The following is an 18,225-nucleotide window of genomic DNA, read 5'->3' on the forward strand; positions in this document are numbered from 1 at the left end:
TGGCTCAAACGTGGGTGTTAAACGTTCAGCTTTTAGAATAGAAGCCTGAAAGCCAGTGATAACAGGGATGATAGAAAATATTAAGAAGCTCTCAAATGACCTTTAGAGGGCTGCTTATTTGCATTCAATGTCCGGCGGTGATTGAGCAGACAGATGGAATAGCTCCAATTAAAGGAATGGAAACTTGTCAATCGAGATTTACAGCATTTGGGTGATTTCTTTAATTTTTTCTCGTCCTCGACCCTTGCAAACTGCAACTAATAAACTGAGTAGGGTATAAGGAATAGCGCAGAAACTTCCTAAAAAAGCTCTCCACCGATTCCAGGTAGTAATGGATCTCCGTATGGGATAAACGCCCCAAAATTGGTTGACAGAGCATACCATTTCATTCCCTAATGCTGTTACTTCATGCCACCATCCAGCAGGTATATAGAGTGCTTCTCCTGGATTCAGAAGAATTTCATACTTATGAGAAAGGGCATTCCGAAAACGAGGAAATACTTCAAGGTTTGGAGTGTCTGGATAGACTTGGCTAAACCAGCATCTTAACTTCAATCCATACCGTAAATGAGTATGGATTGGATAAGGATAAAGATTCGCAGTTTGAGAAGGTGGAAAGAGGATAAGACGCTTTGTGCCGTGTAACTGGATTAAAACACCATCTGTTGGATCATAATGCAAACACTCAATGTGACCCCCTGGACCAATCCAAAGATTAGGAGCACTGGCAGGTTTTATGAACCCAAGTTGTTTCAACTTTTGAGCTATGTCTTGTAAGGTTTGTTCTTCTGCTAAAGGTGTATTGGTAAGAGGACACTTTGCTAAATAAATGTCATGCTCATGGGCTTCGTGGTTGCGAAGGAGTTTGGCATAATCTCTGAAAGGCAATCGTTTTATCTGAACACCGCTACCAATGCTTGTCCACTCACGCTTATCTTGTTTATATCTGTCACTTCCGTAATACCGGAGCAAAAACTCATAACTGTCCAGCTCCTGACAGAGATAATCTAGATCCCAATCTAAATTAGTATTGACCAAGTCTGAAACAATAACTGGAAAGCCTTGCCTTTGAAACCGGTCAACAAATGTTTTGTGGGAAAGCTGGGATAAAGAAATGCGAGGGATGGAATGATCGGTTTGCTTTAAAGTCATGAACTTACAGATGTAATAAGTTGAATGTTCCTGAGTTCTAGTAGTGAAATAATTCAAAAAGCGAAGGTTTGAAAACCTCACCTATCATGCATTTTTCCTTTTGCTAAGAAGTTTAGCCTGGTGGTTAGAGGCCAGGGTTACATAATCTCGCTCCCGACAAATCGACCTTCTTTAGATCGGCTCCATGAAATGTTGTATAGGCAAGATGAGCACCTTTTAAGCTGCACTGCCAAAGAATAGCGTCACCAAATTGGGCATTGGTTAAGTCTGTTTTCTCTAATTGAGTACGATTTAAGTACGCATCCTGTAAAACTGCCTTTAATAGACATGCTTCTGTTAAATTAGCATCCGTTAAATCAGCTTTGGCCAGAATAGTGCCGGTTAAGTTAGCTTGTCTTAAGTCTGTTTCTCGTAGATATGCACCTGTTAGATTGGCATAACTGAGATTGGCACCCTTTAAATCAGCACCGCTTAGATCTGCATGAGCTAAATCTACACCGCTAAGATTTGCCTGGCTAAGGTTTGCCTGAATTAAATTTGCTCCCCTAAATGATTGTAGATCTGAGGTGATTAAACGAGGCTGAGACCCGATACTCCTGGGAGAAGTATTAAGGCTAATCGTCTCTACAACAGGCATCTGATCAATGGAATCGCCATCCAACCCAATTTCATAGATAATAGCTAGGTTTGAGAGAAAATTACGGTCTTCGCTAATATGAGGAATTTTGAGCTGAGAATCAAACATCCCTCGCTCAACCTGTCGTTGCCGTAATTTAGCGAAACTACCAGGAGCTAGAATCCTTAAACGAGGTGGAGGCACCTGGCTTTCTCGTACAGTTCCATAGGGATTGTTAAACTCCCGCATCCAATATTCAAAACGCTGTAGAAATACTTTGGCATCATTGAGTTGTTGATCATAAGCTAATTCAATATTGACCAGATAGCGAGCTGGAAATTCCCCATCCGAAAGAGTAATACAAAAGTCATCTAGATGTAGATTGAACTCCTGCTGGAGTTGTTGCATCACCTGTGTTACATGAAATTCTGTTGTCTTCTCTGTTGTTGATGATAAGAGTCCACCCTGACGGTGGCGAAAGGTAATGAGAGGAGTTTGTTCATAAAAACCAACGACCTCGACAACATCTCCAATGTTGTAACGATAGAATCCGCTATAGCTGGTGACTAAAATCCGATAGTATTGTCCCATTTCTACTTCATGAGGCAGCAGTGTTTTGGGATGTTCAACATGCCACTGATCTGTTGGCACAAACTCAAAAAAACCGCTTTCAATTGCTAGGATTCCTCCATCAAAATTGAAGTCAGGGTAGACACTGAAGGTCGCCTCTGCACTCCCATATACCCCGCCAAAAATAGGTGTATTATCAAAGTAGTCGGGAAAGCGATCGAGATAAAACCCAGAAGTGCCGCCTCTTGCTGTTGTAACGAAGCTAAGATCTGTCCAGGCAAGTTTTGGTGTTAGCCGTCCCTCTATTTGGAGAGTAGAGCGCAGTTGAGCTGCACGTTTGGGTACTGCTGACCAGTGCTTTTCGAGATCGGCACGAATATCAGGTTCAATTTTCAACGAGGCTGCAATAGTTCCTTGCTCTAAGTCGTGGATTAAATCTTCAGCATATTGTTCTAAATAACCACAGGTTCGAAGAAGGAGCATAGGAAAATTGGTAACCATCCCTCGCAAATCACTATTTCTTAAGGAGAACAACAAGCACACGTAGTGCCGTGCTAATGTATCGCTGATTTCTAAAGCACGAAATGGATGGGCAAAGGCTTGTTCAAATAGAAGTTTACCTTTACGAATACTGCCAACGCTTACAGGTCCATACTCAATTCCAGCAGATGTCCGCCCTTGAATTTGCACGGAGTTAGTAATTGCAAGCTTGCCAAACTTGCGGTGCCGGTTCCGCAAGCCTTCCACGGCGAACCCTATGCCAGCCAAGTCTGCCTGCCGTAATGTATGTTGAAATTTCTGTGTCACAGGAACTTGTTTCTTTCTTCCTGTTGAACCACTAGTGAGATTAATATAAACGACACGATCAGGGCTTAAGAGATTAGATTCACCTTGAGCGATTCGTTCACAGAATGGCTCATAGTCGTTATAAGACCAGACAGGAACCTGCTCGCGGAACTGATCAATACTCTTAATATTTCCCAATCCAAACATTTGGCCAATTTCAGTATTCTGATGATGGGCCAGTAGATCATATAGAAATTTTTCTTGTGTCGCTATAACCTGACGCGTGCTACGAACGAAGCGGTTTTTTACATAGGATGCATAACTCGTTAGGAAGGGAAGTGCTAAAGACATAGGGTGCTAAAAGAGTGGATAGTAGCTTGAGAACGGAAGTGAAAATACTCAAAGGAGAAACTGGTCGTAGCCTTTGTAAGTTCTATGGTTCACTCCTCACTTTTTGGGGTTACCTGTCCAATCGATATTCGATCAAGTTGCTTATTGCTTCAGGAGTTGTATGTAGCTCGTCAGCGAGGGCTGTTTCAATGTGAGCTTCTTCAGTTAATGGAAACTTGAACTCAAGTCTTTCGATAGGCGGATTTTGAACAACTAAAGTGATTTCTACAATATCATTGTCGCGATCGACTCTGGCATAGATTGCTGTGACAATAAGATTTTGAGAGATGTGGACCTTAGGATAAAGACTTGTCTGGAGTGGACTGGTAGAACCGTAAGAATGACTCAAAACCCAATTTGTTATCCACTCTGTTGCAGCCCAAATACCGAGGATTATTGAGGGCAAGAGTAACCAGTAGGTAAATTTAATTCGTTTATACCGATGGTGAGCCATTCTTGGGTTCTATCTAAATTCGGTCCAGATCCAAATTAGAGTGTGTAATAAACTCTATATTTAGCTTGTGGGATAAAGGTAACAGGAAGGTTTCAAGGGGGAGTGGATATCAAAGGTAACTCGGTTGTTGCAATTAAACATAAGACCCAATAGGCATAGTCTTTTGGGTCTTATGTTTAATTGAGCTGGACTACTTAGTTTGATTTGAAAGCTGAAACCCTTGGCAGGAAAGGTTTGTACCGTAATCTTACGACTATGAGTTTCTATAATCTGTCGGGCAATAGCAATAGCCAGCCTGCGTTCAAAGCCGCCTGTTTGGCGAGAGCATGCTTTTATCGATGGGCCATCGGAACGGCCCTAAATGGGCGGGGATCAGCTGTCAGACTACTCCGGCATCCAGTTGCTGTGAATCGTCAAGAATGACTGTGGCTTTACAGCAATTCTCAGTATGGGCCTCAAAGCCGAGATTTCGCGCCCTATCGGCGCGAAATCTCGGCTTTGAGGCCCGAAGATCGCGTGCCCTTGGCACGCGATCTTCGGGCCTGATTCCAAAATGAGAATTACTGGTGGCTTTAATCCAGTGAGTATCAGTACACGGAGAGTGTTTTGGGTATGTAAAGGTCTGCCTGAAATTTCTCAAAAACTTAGAGAAAAGGTACGTTTTGCACGATTTTTCTCTGGGTTTTGAGAGAATTTTTGATCTACTGAGTATGCCCATGAAAAAAGTAAATTTTAAGTTAGCCAAAGCCGAAAAAGAACTGGGAGCGATCTTTCACCCCCTTTAAAGAAGGGTTGAAAGATACTGTGTTGTGGCCATCGAGCTCATGGCTGATTCTAGGAGAAGAACACCTTATCAGGAGCTAACCTTTAAAGATTGGATGGTATTCTAGAGCGTCACGATCCCAGTGTCCCAGGTTTGCAGCAGCTTCGTAAGTACTTTGTAAAAAAGCTAACACCAGCGCATCTGGGTTGCTGTTCTGTCTCACGCTCCCGTAGGGGAGAATGAACTCTTGCATTTCTGGGCTAAAACAAGCTTCTTGGGGTTGTACTGGGTACTCATGAAAGCCCTCAGGAGATGGATAAGCATAGGCATAAAACAATGCCTCTATCGAACCTTTGCCAAACCAAAAACCGCAACTGCTCACTTCATGAGAGTAGGTTTCTCGCGTCACCCAGTCTGCCATACCTGGAACGCCACCTGGATGCTCTGGCGCACGTCGTCCGGAAAAACGGGTGACGGCAAGATCAAAGCTACCCCAGAAGAAATGCACCGGGCTGCACTTTCCAGCATACTGAGAGCGAAAAAGAGTGAGGAGGCGATCGCACTGTACCAGAATTTGCCAAAATCGTTGGGCGCATTCTGCATCGTAAGCTGCATGCTGATCGTCTTGCTCAAAGGGAATAGGATCAGTAATTTCCTGAGGCATTGTCCAAATCTGCACCTCAATTCCAATATCCTTGAGAGTACGCATCACAGTTTGATAAAAATCAGCAACCGAGCGTGGCATGAGTGCGATCGCTTGGGTAATCCCATCATTCGTTTCTATTAACAGGTGATGGTTGAGAAAATCAAAGGTGATTTGAAAGGTACGGACCCCATAAGGAATCGCTGCAGTTGTAAGCCCGCGTGGTGTAACGTATAGAGTTGAATGCCACCAATGATTCACTTTAGGAGTAAGGGATAACCGAATCTTGCCGATAATTTGTGTCCATAGATGTAAGGTTGTGTTGGTATCTTGCCAAGCCGCAACTGGCAATGAGGGCCAGATGTCAGTCAATGGGGGTTGGATGGGAGTAGCCATAGTAGAAACTTCTATGCAAATAAAGGCAGATTCGGTAATCAATGTCAGAACTATTTGTCTCAATGATAGGTTGATTTTCTTCAACAAAGATTTGATCAAATATAGTCGATCGCTGAGAAATAGCGTCCCCATGCGGTGATTTGCCTTTATTGAATTAACAAGTAATGGGCAACTCTATCCTAAAAGTTGTCTGCCTCTGAATGCTTCTGACTTCAATCGTTCCCCCCAAATGTTCTACCAGCTTTTTCACCAGAGCTAACCCCAAACCAGTTCCCCCTTGCTGCCATCGATCGGTACTGGCAACCCGGTAAAACTTCTCGAAAATACGAGGGAGTTCATCGGCAGGAATTTCTACTCCAAAGTTGGTGACACTCAATAGAAAAGTGGCAAGACGCACCGCTTTGCCCGCTTCTTGGGATCGAATCAGAGATAAGGATTGCAGCGAGAAGCGAGAAGATGGATCGACTTGGGCTGTTACGGTAATGGTTTCTCCAGGTGGGGTGTATTTGCAGGCATTGTGCAGCAGTTCTGTGAGGATGCGGCTGAGAGCATCAAAGTTAGAACAAATTTGAGGAAGTAGGGTTGGTGTTTCCACCTGCAACCGTTGCTGGCGAGCTTGGGTGCGTTCCTCAAAAGCATCAATTAAGCTAAGTAGCCAGAGATTCAAGTCGATCCAGTCAGTGTCAGTGTCCTGAACGCCGGCTTCCAGCCGTTGTAGGTCCAGCAAGTCATTGACTAGATTAATTTCCCGATCGCATTCACTGTCGAGGATGTTTAAATAGTGGATGGCTCTCTGAACGGCTTTGTTTGATGGCGAGTCTACTCCGGTCTCTGTAAAACCCACCTCGATTTGCTCAAGGGCAACTTCTAGCATTTGAATCGCCATCCTCATGTTTGTCACAGGCGATCGCAATTCATGGGAAACCGTGCTAAGAAAATCATCCTTAAGATGGTGCAGACCTTCCAGGGTTTCCACCTGGGTTTGGGCCGCAGCATATAACCTTGCTTGACGCAGAGCAATGGCGCATTGGTTGGCAACCTGCTGCACTAACCGCACTTCCAGGTCTTCAAACATGGCCTCTTTGGGTTTAAATAGCCACAAATCTCCAATTACGCCCTGATCATCGGCTACAGAACAGGCAAGGATAGCGAATTGGTAGTAAGCTTCACGAATTAATCGAGGTTGGGTATAGCACAGCTGTATGCTTTGATGTTGCAGAAGTTGCCGGTAAATTTCTGAATGATTCACCATCTGCACAACCAAACCCTGATAGTAGGGCAAAGAGGTGGTGTATTCAAAAGCAATGGTTGATGCAGTCAGGTCAGCGTTGTAAATCCCTGCATTACAGCATTCAATCTGAAGCACATGAGCCAGTTCTTGCACCGCCGCTTGCAATATCTGACTTTCATCCAAGCTATCCCGAACTTTGTCCGTGATGCGTTTAAGGGCAGCTTCAAAATCGAGAGATTGTTGCAATTGCAGAGTACGCTCTTGAACCTGGCGCTCTAATTTAGTGTTGAATTGTCGTACCTGGTGATAGAGTTCTGATTGCTGAATAGCGATCGCCACCTGGGTAGAAAGTTGCTTCATCAGGTCAATTTCCAGAGGTGTCCATTGGCGTGGCTGAACACATTGATTGGCGAGTAGAAGGCCCCACAGTTTTTCCTCTTGCACAATCGGCACAACTAAGTTTGCCCTCACCCCCAAGTCTGCTAAGAGATCAATATGGCACTGAGCCAACCCCCCGGTATAAATATCCTCCAGGTTTTGAATTCGTCCTTGCCTGTATTGCTCAACAAAGCCTTGTTGGAAGCAATGATCGATAAAGGTTTTTTCGATAATTGAGTAGTCGCGTTTAGCGACAGACTCAACCACAACCACGCCACTCCAATCGGGCTCAAACCGATAAATCAGAACGCGATCGACTTGCAAAAGCTGGCGGATTTCCGCCACGGTGGTATTGAGAATGGTGTCCAGGTCTAAGGACTGACGAATGTGTTGGGCGATCGCCGTTACCAATTGCTTCTGTTCTGCCTGTTGCCGGAGCGTCTCCTCAGCTCGCTGTCGCTCCCTAATTTCCCGTTGCAATTCCTGGTTTGCGGCTTCAAGCTGAGCGGTGCGTTGCTGCACCCGTTGTTCCAGTTCCGCGTTGAACCTGCGAATTTCTGCTTTGGCAGCCTGAAGCGCCAATTGATTCTCAATCCGAGCGAGGACCTCTTCAGTTTGGAAGGGTTTGGTGATGTAATCCGCTGCCCCTAATGAGAACGCCTGCACTTTGTCCAGTGGTTCATCCAGAGCGCTGAGAAAAATAATCGGAATATCGCGGGTTTCTTCGGACGCTTTCAGCAGTTGACAGACCTCGTAGCCATCCATATCTGGCATCCGGATATCCAACAGAATCAAGTCAGGAGGAGCCGCCTGTACCCCCATCAGTGCCATGGAGCCGTTGATAGCCTTCCGCACCCCGTACCCCTGCTGGGTTAGCGTTGCGTACAACAGATTCAGATTGTCCAAAGCATCGTCAACAATCAAAATATTGCCTTTCGTTGCCTCGGGCTGTTCATGTTTCATGTCTGAACAACGGGTTGAGATAGGTTGACAATCGTATCAAAACGTACTCGATTGACCAAATCCATTAGAGCACTGGCCATGGCAGCATGTTCCGGGGGAATCATCGCAATCAGCGAGAAAATTTGCTTATCGTCGAGTTGCATAGCCGCCTGATGGAGTTGATCAATCCAACTAGAAGGCATGACCTGAAGAGAAGCAGACGAGAGGACGGACGGACGAGTAACCTCATTCATCCGACCGTTCGCTGTTTTCATTCCTCCGTTTTGTGTGTCTTCTTGATCCTTCGCTTCATAACGATAACGAACTCCTAAATATTGAGCCATCTTCTCAAACACAGTTTCTTCCCAAACAGGCTTCCTGACAAAATCGTCACAGCCTGCGGCCAAGACAATGGCCCGCTCTTCATCAAGGGTACTGGCTGTGATGGCAATAATCACCGTTGCCTGGCCTTGCAAATGGGCTTTAATATACCGGGTTGCTTCATAGCCATCCATCACAGGCATTCGCATATCCATCCAGATCAGATGAGGCTGCCATTCTTTCCAGAGGGCGATCGCCTGCTGCCCATCTTCAGCGTCACGAACTTCAAACCCGATCGGTTCCAGAAGTCGAAGCAACAATTGGCGATTCACCCAACGATCATCGACAACCAAAATACGGTATTTCGGCTGATCAGGGGCAAGCCCAATCACCCGGCAAGAGGGCTGTTGCACCCCAATCTTTGCCGGATCTCCCAGTTCGACTTTCATATCAAAGGCAAAGGTAGCACCCCGACCTAACACACTGTCAGCTGTGATATCTCCCCCCATTAAGCGCACAAATTGTCGGCTAATAGCTAGCCCCAAACCGGTTCCCTGTTGGGATTTCTGTCCTATTTCTGTTTGAGAGAAAGCCTCAAATAACTGATTCATTTCATGAGCAGCAATACCCGGTCCAGTGTCTTCAACTTCAAAGTAGAGGGTGAGGAGGGAAGATGAGGAGCGGGGAGGAGCTTCTGCCTTCTGCCCTCTGCCTTCTGCCTCCTCGCTTCTCACCCGCAACATAACGCTTCCTGCTTGCGTAAATTTAATCGCATTTCCCAGCAAATTGAGTAGAACCTGGCGGAGTTTCCGCTCATCAGTTCGGACATATCGGGGAAGATTGGGTGAGCAGCTAAATATCAGTTGCAACCCTTTAGATTCAGCCCGTAATTGCAGCATTTCCTCTAAGGTGTCAAGCAAGAGATACAGATCAAAACTGGTCTTGCTCAGGGTGACTCGACCTGCCTCAATTTTTGACATTTCCAGCACATCGTTGACTAACTCTAGCAAATGCTCCCCGCTGCGCTGAATAATAGCGAGTTCTGAGATTTCTGATCCGGGAGGAGAATTACGCGTGAGGAGTTGAGTAAAACCGAGAATGGCATTCAGGGGGGTTCGTAATTCATGACTCATGTTGGCTAGAAACTGACTTTTCGCCCGATTCGCTGCATCAGCAGTTTCTTTGGCATTTTGCAATTCTTGAAATTTTTGCGTCAGGGTGGAGGACATGACCTTGAAATTTCGGACGAGGGAGCCAATTTCCATGACTGTGCTACTGGGCCAGTCAATCGATTTTTGCTCTACTAATTGGTTAGGTAAGTCTGTGGTGACTCGTGCTAGCTGGGAGAGAGGACTCACCAATCGGCGAGTGAGTAGGGTTGCCAATGCCAGGGCTAATCCCGAAATTAACATCAGAATGGTCAGACTTCTGACGTGAACCCGCAGCACCTGAGAAACATAGGGGGCAGCAGGAACCTCAAGCAGCAATTTCCAGGGAATCTGATTCTCTAGAGCAACCTCGCGGACAAAGAAGGAATTAGCCCACAGCACCATCAGTGGACTGTTTGTTGTGGGAAACCATTGATAGACATCTGAAGTGATCGCCCGAATCTCACCCCCACGCTGTGGGTCAAACGGTTGGGCTACTGTGCGATCGCTCTGAGTGCTGATGACGGTCGTGTCATTGCGATCGAGCAGCGTAATTTGCAGCCCTTTGTTGGTATAAGTTTCGAAAAGATGCTCAATGCGATTCAGATCAATCTCACTGATAACAAAGCCCAACAGGCGATTTTCCTGAATCACAGGAGTACTCAGAATTACCCCAGGCGCTGATATACCACTTAATGGTGTCAACAAACCCGATAGGGTTGGTTGACGGGTGTTACGAATCGCTTCAAAGTAGGGAACGCCTGCCAGACTGAATCCTGTAGTAGCTTCTGCTGGCAAGTCTAAGGCAGAAGAAACAGCACTGACCTGACCGGTAGGGGTAACAACGTAGAGGGTGTGAAAATCTAGAAATTCTCGTTGGGTGAGTTCTGTACTTTGCTGCAATTGAACCGTCTGGGCCAGTTTAGACTGAGCAGCAATCTGAGCTAACTCTCCTGTGGCATGCAACAGTTGCTCGTGCCATGCATCGAGCTGTGCCCCTAATTCTGTAGATGTTGCCCTGAGGTCTTCCTGGGCTGTTATTTCAATATTGTCGACTACACGATGGCTGTCTAAAGCCATGAGCATTAAGGTGGGAAAGAAGACGAAGGCAACGAGCAGATTGAATAAGGTTTGTTGCAGAGAGAGAGAGATGATTCCTTGAGGGCGGTTAAACCAGCGATGAATGGGGAGATAGATCAGAATAAGGCTGGCAACTAGGGCATTAAAAATGCCATTGACAGCCTGCTTTAACATGATGATGGTGGTCTGGGTGGAATCGTGATGCAGGATGTGATGATAGAACAGCCAGACCAAAGGCATCCCAATGCAAATCCAGTAGATGCCGTCTAATAGAACGAGGTTTTGGCGAGAACGACGGAATAACCAACTAACAAATAGGGCTTCACAGGTAAAGATGATAACGGCATAGGGATGCTTCCAGAGGACATAGGTATAACTGCTAGACAGAATAACGGCTGGAATACACCAACGCTGCCCATATAGACCCAGGACCAACCAGCTAGCGATCGTTCCAAATAAAAAGTCGAGATGGAAAAAGAACGACCAGCGGAAATAATTCCCTAACCACCCAGCTACGATGAGCAAAATCAGCCCTAAAGTAGCTCTGCTGCGTGTATTCCACTGGGTTCTTTGCCATATCAAATCCATAACCGTTGTCTCCCTTGACTCAGGCGTTCTAAAACAGCCTTAAATTCCCTTCTCTAGAATTCCCCCTGTAGCGGTTCCCACCTTAGTTAGTGGGGGAATTGGCAGTAAAGCCTCACAATAAGGGTGTTGCTCCCGGTCCCGTTTACCTGTAACTCAAGTGAATGATAAACACTTTCTCTATCTAAAGGATGAGGGTTGCCAGCATAAAAAGCAAAGCTAGTTTACTTTACTTAAGTAAAATGGATATTTCTCAGCACTCCAATCTTTGGTAGAAAAGTGAGGTTATCTCACTTTATTGCAGCGGTAGGATCGATAACAGAGCGCAATAAATCAGCAGCACTCCAGAACAAACTGCCTTCTGGCAGTTTCTATACCTGTAGAGTGCGATCGCTAGTAGCAGCTCAATCTTTACCTTATGGAAGGTTTAGTGGATTCAAAAGGAACGGCTGTAACCAAAGCGCTTCAAATTGTAACTTTTCAGTATGAGTTGATTACAGATAACCTATCAAAGGAGAGCAGATGAAACGCAAAGCCTCAGCAGAATGGAAAGGTGGAATCAAGGATGGAGGAGGCGTAATTTCAACAGATAGTGGTGTTCTATCTGAAACTCAGTACTCCTTTAGCACACGCTTTGAGAATGGAATCGGTACGAATCCCGAAGAGTTGATTGCCGCTGCTCATGCGGGTTGTTTCTCCATGGCATTATCTGCTCAGCTGAGTGAAGCTGGCATCACGGCGGAGAGCATCAAGGCAACAGCAAGTGTCACTATCGACAAAGTAGAGGGTGGCTTTGCGATTACCAAGGTGCATCTAGATGTTACAGCGAGAATACCAGGTGCAGATCAACAGGTGTTTGAATCGGCAGCAAACACGGCAAAAATCAATTGCCCGGTTTCAAAGGTGCTAAACGCAGAAATTACAATGGATGCCAAATTAGAGGCCTGATCTTCCATGTGCCAGTTCTGGCCCATACCTAGGGTTTGAATATTCTGTGTTAATATGCGTGCTCGATATTTCTCCTATCGGGCGATCGCTAATCATCCATTCTTCCTGTCTGATCGCAATTCTGGCAATCGCTGTATGAGCAAACGCATCCTAGTCCTAACAGCAGGTTCTCAAGGAGACGTGCAACCCTATGTTGCATTGGGTAAGGGGTTGAAACAGGCAGGTTTTGAAGTGCTGCTTGCCACTGATCCCAGCTTTTCTTCCCTGGTGACAAGCCATGCTCTAGACTTTGCCCCTCTGCGCGCACCCTTTGCCCAATTAGCGCAAACGGATACCGGAAAGGCTGCCTTGGCGGGCAAAAAGTCCATCAGCTTGAAGCAAATCATGCCCATGCTGCGGCAGATGATGGATGATGCTTGGGAGATTGCTCGACAGTACAACCCGGATGCAGTGGTATACCATGCGAAACCCCTGGCGGGATATCACATCGCAGATAAGCTGGGCATTCCTGGATTTCTGGCAATGGCGTTCCCAATTTACTCTCCGACGCGATCGTTCGCCAATCCCATCGTTGGTGGCGGTAATTATGGTGGATTTCTAAATTACCTCAGTTATACGTTGTTCCTTCAGGCTTCTCTGCTGCCATATCGTCGTTTGATTAACCGATGGCGGCAAGAAAAACTAGGGTTGCCCCCATTTCGAGATGAGCGATCGCTGCATGGTCGTCCCGTTCCTAAACTGTATGCGTATAGTCGTCATGTGGTTCCACCCCCCGCTGATTGGGACGATGCTTCGATCGTGGCAGGCTACTGGTTTCTCGATTCTTCTTCGGATTGGCAACCGCCAGCGGATTTAGTGGCGTTTTTAGCCGGTGGCCCCCCTCCCGTTTACGTCGGGTTTGGCAGCATGGCCTCTCAGGATGCGGCTAAAACAACAAGGCTTGTGATGGATGCCGTTCGCCAATCTGGTCAGCGAGCTATTTTAGCAACAGGGTGGGGTGGTCTAGCTGCATCGGAGGTTCCCAATGCCATCCATATTTTGCAATCTGCCCCGCATGACTGGCTCTTTCCCCAGTGCCTTGCCGTTGTGCATCATGGTGGGGCAGGTACGACTGGAGCAGGGTTACGAGCCGGAAAACCAACTATTATTTGTCCATTCTTTGGCGACCAACCGTTTTGGGGTAAACAAGTTTTCGAGCTAGGTGTTGGGACACGTCCAATTCCCCAAAAAAAATTGACTGTCACGAATCTATCCCAAGCGATTCAAGCGGTTTCGCTAGATACAGCCATGCAACAACAAGCCAACGCACTGGGAGAAAAACTTCAGACTGAAAATGGTGTGATGCAGGCAGTTGAGGCGATTCAAGAGCAAATAACAAAGCATCGTCATCTGGCTTCATCACCGTAAATCATCCTCAGTAGGTCGCAAATATGATTCATAAGCTAGAGGGAATGGGCACACGTCGCGCCCCTTCCCTCTAGTTTTGGCCGTGCTTTACACGTCCAAAACACTCGTTTGCGATCTACTGATCCTCTCAGTCGCTTTACAAAAGCGTACTTTCATCGCATCATCCATCGCGCTTCTACGTGCTGTCGAAACGGAGTGGTAATTTCGGACGGCGTATTCTGGATGTATTCCATCACACTGTCCTGGTCAGGTTTCGGTAGTTGCTCAAAGTACTGCATTGCTGCCTCCACAGAAAAATCAACTCCCAACTCATCTTTGAAATTAGGAGGGATTGCTGTCCAAACTGCCGCAGTAATTTGCTGCTTGTGGCACCATTGCCGCACGATGCGATCAATATTAATCTGTTCAGGGTGGTCTCGAACAGAACTGAGATTTTGCTGTAGATCGATATAGCCAGTTTCTTCTAAACTTGCATTTTCTCGGCTTTGGAGATCTTGAATCGCATCAGCAAGGTTTGTGCGCGAACTCCAGGCAAACCGTGTAGGACAATCAACACCATTCACCGGATCAAGTACCAATGTGAGTGGACGGGCAGTTTTAACCCTTGTGAACTCTACTGGAAGGGCAGGACCGCCCTGCTTCCAGGCTCCTTCATAAGGAAGATCTTGAGGTTTCCAAATCAACGAACCCCAACTCAAGATTGCAATCATATCTCTAACAAAACACGGAAATCGGGCAACGTCTCCATCCTAACGAATGCTCTAACGGATTAACCTGGCAATTAAAGAGCATGCACAATTTACTGTGCCAGGTGCAGTAAATTGTGCACGCTCTTTAATTGCCCAAATAGTCACTGTTTTCATTTATCATGCTTACAACGGATAAACACCTAATCAACCCAGTATCACTAAATTACATTTTCAGTAGGTTTCAACAATCACAGCTCGTTTACCCGGCTGTTTCGCCGAGATGTTGGGATGGCACTGAAAGAATTTAGAGCGTCATTGTAGCAACTCAGCAAGATTCGCACAGGTTGTGCAAGTAAGGTCGAGCTTTGAGGCCGAGGCGATCGCTACACTCTATCTATTTCATCCTCCAGTTTTGCGAGTGCGGCGGGCGAAACCTGCCGCACTCGCAAAACTGGATTTTCCATCTGCAGAAGTGGGATGCGCCCCTCTTTTTGTCCTAACTTGAATGGCTATGCCCACATGTTGCACCAAGACCCCTGGATGATGCCTTTGCGGAGCCATGGCACAATCCATTTTGGGGTCTTGATTTTAGCAAGGTGCAAGATGTGGAGACGAGTACATCTGGCCTAGCTTTTGGGTAAATTGGTCTAAAGATTTCTGATACAACCGCTACAATCTGGAAATTCAAAAATCAAAGTGGTAGTTATACATAGGGAAAAGCCACTCTGTTGTTAAGGGTTACGCTTGAACAGCATTCCTAATTTTCTTCCCTAACGTTTTGCCATTTCCATCACCTCATAAAGAGTTCCTATGCGGCACTTTTCACCCTGGCGTTCCACCTTTTTCAAGGCAGTTTCTGTAACCATTTTGGCGCTCAGCATTAGTTTGCCAGCTTTAGCTGTTCCGGGTCGAATTACTGGGGCTACCCCCGGTTCTCGGGTCAATATACGGACACAACCCTCCACTAGCGCTTCCAGTCCGGGTTATGGCCTGGTGGGCGATCGCGTCGAAGTTATCCGCAGTACGACGCGCGATGGCTTTCCCTGGCACTACGTCCGCTTTCCCCAATCTGGCGTTGAGGGTTGGATTAACGGCAACTTTATCCAAGTTCTTGAGGAACCTGACCAACAGCCCTCCCGCTGGTCACACACCTATACATGCGGTCCTTATACCGTTACCCTGGCTGAAACAGGGCGGGACCAGTACTCCTACCGTTCTCGTAGCGATCGGGGCAATCTGGAGTTAGCTAACGGACGGCGAATCTATAGTGGTTCTTCCTGGAATTACGAATTTACCAATTCCAACACGGTCTATGTGCTGGAAGATGCTTGGAATTCCCCTAGATTTCCCAACGGATTTGCTGAATTACGGGTATCGCAAAATGGCCAATCCATTCTGCGGCAAACTTGCCGAAAGTAATGAGCTTTCGTTTGTGGTTCTAAAAACCTATCCGAAAACCACAAAAACAATTTAGGGAGGGCACGGTGCGTACACACCGTGCCCTCCCTAATGGGATTACCCATGGTTAATCCCCTTTCGTAGAAAGTAGAACACCAGAAAATCCAGGCTCCTGTTCCGGGGTAACTGCCATAGGCAACAACGGTTGTTTCGTTGGTGATGCCCGATCGCGAGAGCAATCGTTCAATGTGATAGATATCCAGATTTTGGCGCAAGTCTGGCAGCAGCAGATCGGTCATGATATTCCAAAAAATGGCACCTGGAATGTGAGCTGCTTGGTAATGGTCTGGACTCATTTCAACTTCGACAATTCGCACATTGGGATCATCGAGGCGATCGCCCAACCATTGTGTGCCCACTACAACCTGTAGATCAGTCTTCATCATGGAAGTCTCCTAAATCATTAGTTCGGACAGTTTTTCTAAAACCCTTGCTTTTGCGTGCGCAAAGCGCACGCAAAAGCAAGGGTTTTAGAAAAACTGTCCAGAGTATTGCTAAATGGTTATGCTGGTGTTCTTGTCTTGTGCCGGGAAGAGAAGGTGTCCCACCCGATGAACTAGGGTTGAAGAAACAGAAAACAGGGAGAATCCGAGTAGGGGATGAAAAATGGCTAAGGGAACTGGCAGAAGAAGTTGCCCATGAATCGTCAGGAATTGCAAGCCTAATAAGATGGGGAGGCTCAGGGTCAGCATTCGGACTCGTTGAGGAAATGGAATCCAATAAACCCAAGCCAAAAGAACCAGAGATAGCCCACTGTAACCTCGCACGAGCCAGACATGAGTATTCCACCAAACGGGGTTATCAAAGTAAGCCAGTCCAACCGTTAACACCTGAGCAACCAGACAGAGGTTAAACAGAACCGCTATTGCGTAGAAGCCGGTGATAGCGGGTTTTGGAGAAGTCAGAGTATGTTCGGGTGTTGATTTGGCGATCGTATCGAATGAAGGCATAGAGGAATCCATAGATTTGTTCGCTCATTAGGGTTGAATCAAGCGGTTTGGTTGTAGCAACCTGAAATTAAATTAAACTGACAATCAACCATGCAATAGACCTCGATCGAGTACACTTTGCTGTATTAGCCCCTGGCAAGCTGGATGGTAATCATGATGGAAACTCCTTTACAGCCCCTGTTTCAAGCGATCGCTCAAGCACAAGATGAAACCGAGTTAAGGGAAGCAATTATGGCAAAACTCGGTGCATATTTTGCTGCCAATCGCTGGGGACTGAGTTTTTTAGATCAGCTTCCTACTGCGGATGAAAATACGCCGAGGATGTTAAGGCTAGCAATGTCGGTAGATTACAATCCTGTGCTGCGTTATCTGATGCAGCGCCATACGGCTGTCCATGAGGAGATCATTCTCCCTCCGGGTGTTTGGCAAACAATTTGCCCTAGGGCTGACCATGGGCACGTTTTATTGGGACCGATCATTAACCAAGGACATCTGGTTGGAGGAATTGCTTTTACCCGACATCGTGATGATTCAGCTTTTAATGCAGAAGATTTAGCCGATTTAAGTGCGCTCTGTCTCCATCTCTCAACACGGCTTGCAGAATTGCGCGCAAAACCTGTAGTCTCTGATCTGACTTGCAACGATGCAGCGACTTCTGTAGAACATCGCTTGACTCCACGAGAGATGCAAATTGCTGATTTGGTTGCTCAGGGACTCACCAATGCTCAGATCGGCACAGCCTTGTGGATTACTGAACATACTGTCAAGCAAGCGTTGAAACGGATGTTCCGCAAGCTTGAGGTTTCCTCTCGTGCTGAATTGGTAGCACGAATTGCAAAATCTACTAATAAACTTGCGGCGTCCTGAGTGGTTGTCAATCTTCGTACTGACAAGTGTAGCTTGGCTCTAAAACTTGTTTTGCAAGTACTTTGAAAATGCTGAGAGAATCACTTCAAGCGTATTCAAGCAAGTAATCAAATATTATCTAGAAAGATTAGGTTCTACAACTTGTGGGAAACTCTCAAAGTTGCGGCGTACCCAATCCATACCAACTTCGTTATTGAGTTTAATCTTCTGTGTTTGGATAAAGTTTGCCAAGAATATCGGCATCTTGATCAATCACCACCTTACCGAATTTAAGGTAAGTTTTACCAACGTTTGAAGAATGGCAATTAGAACCCCAAGGGAGCATGTCACCTTTGCGATGAGTAGAAATGCCTAAGAGGAACTGAAGTGCTGGAAAAGTTAGGTTGTATCAGCGAAAATCAGAGCTATCTACTTCGCAGACAAAGCCATGCAACCTGAACAAGAGCAAGCC

Annotated in this window: 12 protein-coding genes and 2 pseudogenes; 4 read left to right on the forward strand and 10 right to left on the reverse strand. The window is 46.3% G+C overall.

Annotated features, from left to right (window positions below; translation table 11 throughout):
* Window positions 1-198: 198 nt before the first annotated feature.
* The 6 genes from NDI52_RS32230 to NDI52_RS32255 form a co-directional block, all read right to left on the reverse strand.
* A complete protein-coding gene (locus NDI52_RS32230) occupies window positions 199-1,152 on the reverse strand; it encodes a cupin-like domain-containing protein (protein WP_190769997.1) in 954 nt (317 codons plus the stop codon).
* Between the two features lie 124 nt (window positions 1,153-1,276).
* Window positions 1,277-3,475 carry a GH3 auxin-responsive promoter family protein gene (locus NDI52_RS32235; protein WP_190769998.1) on the reverse strand — a complete coding sequence of 733 codons (2,199 nt, stop codon included), beginning with the start codon at window positions 3,473-3,475 and terminating at the stop codon, window positions 1,277-1,279.
* Window positions 3,476-3,584: 109 nt separating this feature from the next.
* Window positions 3,585-3,968 (reverse strand): hypothetical protein, encoded by a 384-nt coding sequence (locus NDI52_RS32240; RefSeq protein ID WP_190769999.1) that lies wholly within the window; start codon window positions 3,966-3,968, stop codon window positions 3,585-3,587.
* An 860-nt stretch (window positions 3,969-4,828) separates the two neighbouring features.
* Complete coding sequence (locus tag NDI52_RS32245) at window positions 4,829-5,770, reverse strand: DUF5996 family protein (RefSeq protein ID WP_190770000.1); 942 nt, start codon at window positions 5,768-5,770, stop codon at window positions 4,829-4,831.
* 154 nt (window positions 5,771-5,924) lie between these two features.
* A complete protein-coding gene (locus NDI52_RS32250; RefSeq protein ID WP_190770001.1) occupies window positions 5,925-8,342 on the reverse strand; it encodes a GAF domain-containing protein in 2,418 nt (805 codons plus the stop codon).
* Window positions 8,339-11,458: an ATP-binding protein gene (locus tag NDI52_RS32255; protein WP_242035889.1), complete on the reverse strand. Its 3,120-nt coding sequence runs from the start codon at window positions 11,456-11,458 to the stop codon at window positions 8,339-8,341. The genes NDI52_RS32250 and NDI52_RS32255 overlap by 4 nt, the downstream gene beginning before the upstream one ends.
* A gap of 519 nt (window positions 11,459-11,977) precedes the next feature.
* Between NDI52_RS32255 and NDI52_RS32260 the strand changes: the two genes are divergently transcribed.
* Both NDI52_RS32260 and NDI52_RS32265 read left to right on the forward strand, forming a co-directional pair.
* A complete protein-coding gene (locus tag NDI52_RS32260; protein ID WP_190770002.1) occupies window positions 11,978-12,403 on the forward strand; it encodes an OsmC family protein in 426 nt (141 codons plus the stop codon).
* A 54-nt stretch (window positions 12,404-12,457) separates the two neighbouring features.
* Window positions 12,458-13,810 (forward strand): glycosyltransferase, encoded by a 1,353-nt coding sequence (locus tag NDI52_RS32265; protein ID WP_199307950.1) that lies wholly within the window; start codon window positions 12,458-12,460, stop codon window positions 13,808-13,810.
* Between the two features lie 152 nt (window positions 13,811-13,962).
* Here NDI52_RS32265 and NDI52_RS32270 read toward each other — a convergent pair whose 3' ends face one another.
* The gene (locus NDI52_RS32270) at window positions 13,963-14,520 is read right to left on the reverse strand and encodes a hypothetical protein (RefSeq protein ID WP_190770003.1); all 558 of its coding nucleotides are present in this window, start codon (window positions 14,518-14,520) and stop codon (window positions 13,963-13,965) included.
* 789 nt (window positions 14,521-15,309) lie between these two features.
* On the opposite strand from NDI52_RS32270, the gene NDI52_RS32275 reads away from it, so the two are divergent.
* Window positions 15,310-15,918, forward strand: coding sequence for an SH3 domain-containing protein (locus tag NDI52_RS32275; RefSeq protein WP_190770004.1), 609 nt, complete (start codon window positions 15,310-15,312; stop codon window positions 15,916-15,918).
* Between the two features lie 134 nt (window positions 15,919-16,052).
* Here the strand turns inward: NDI52_RS32275 and NDI52_RS32280 are convergent.
* Both NDI52_RS32280 and NDI52_RS32285 read right to left on the reverse strand, forming a co-directional pair.
* Window positions 16,053-16,343, reverse strand: a pseudogene (locus tag NDI52_RS32280) (rhodanese-like domain-containing protein); the annotation flags it as partial.
* Window positions 16,344-16,451: 108 nt separating this feature from the next.
* On the reverse strand, window positions 16,452-16,907 hold the full coding sequence (locus NDI52_RS32285; RefSeq protein ID WP_242035890.1) for a DUF6220 domain-containing protein: 456 nt from the start codon (window positions 16,905-16,907) through the stop codon (window positions 16,452-16,454).
* Between the two features lie 156 nt (window positions 16,908-17,063).
* Here NDI52_RS32285 and NDI52_RS32290 point away from each other — a divergent pair, with 156 nt between their 5' ends.
* Window positions 17,064-17,774, forward strand: coding sequence for a LuxR C-terminal-related transcriptional regulator (locus NDI52_RS32290; RefSeq protein WP_190789440.1), 711 nt, complete (start codon window positions 17,064-17,066; stop codon window positions 17,772-17,774).
* A gap of 114 nt (window positions 17,775-17,888) precedes the next feature.
* Here the strand turns inward: NDI52_RS32290 and NDI52_RS32295 are convergent.
* A pseudogene (locus NDI52_RS32295) lies at window positions 17,889-18,054 on the reverse strand ((2Fe-2S)-binding protein); the annotation flags it as partial.
* Window positions 18,055-18,225: the final 171 nt, after the last annotated feature.

Origin of the sequence: Leptolyngbya sp. PL-A3 (assembly GCF_039962325.1) — a bacterium.
GTDB lineage: Bacteria > Cyanobacteriota > Cyanobacteriia > Elainellales > Elainellaceae > Vacuolonema.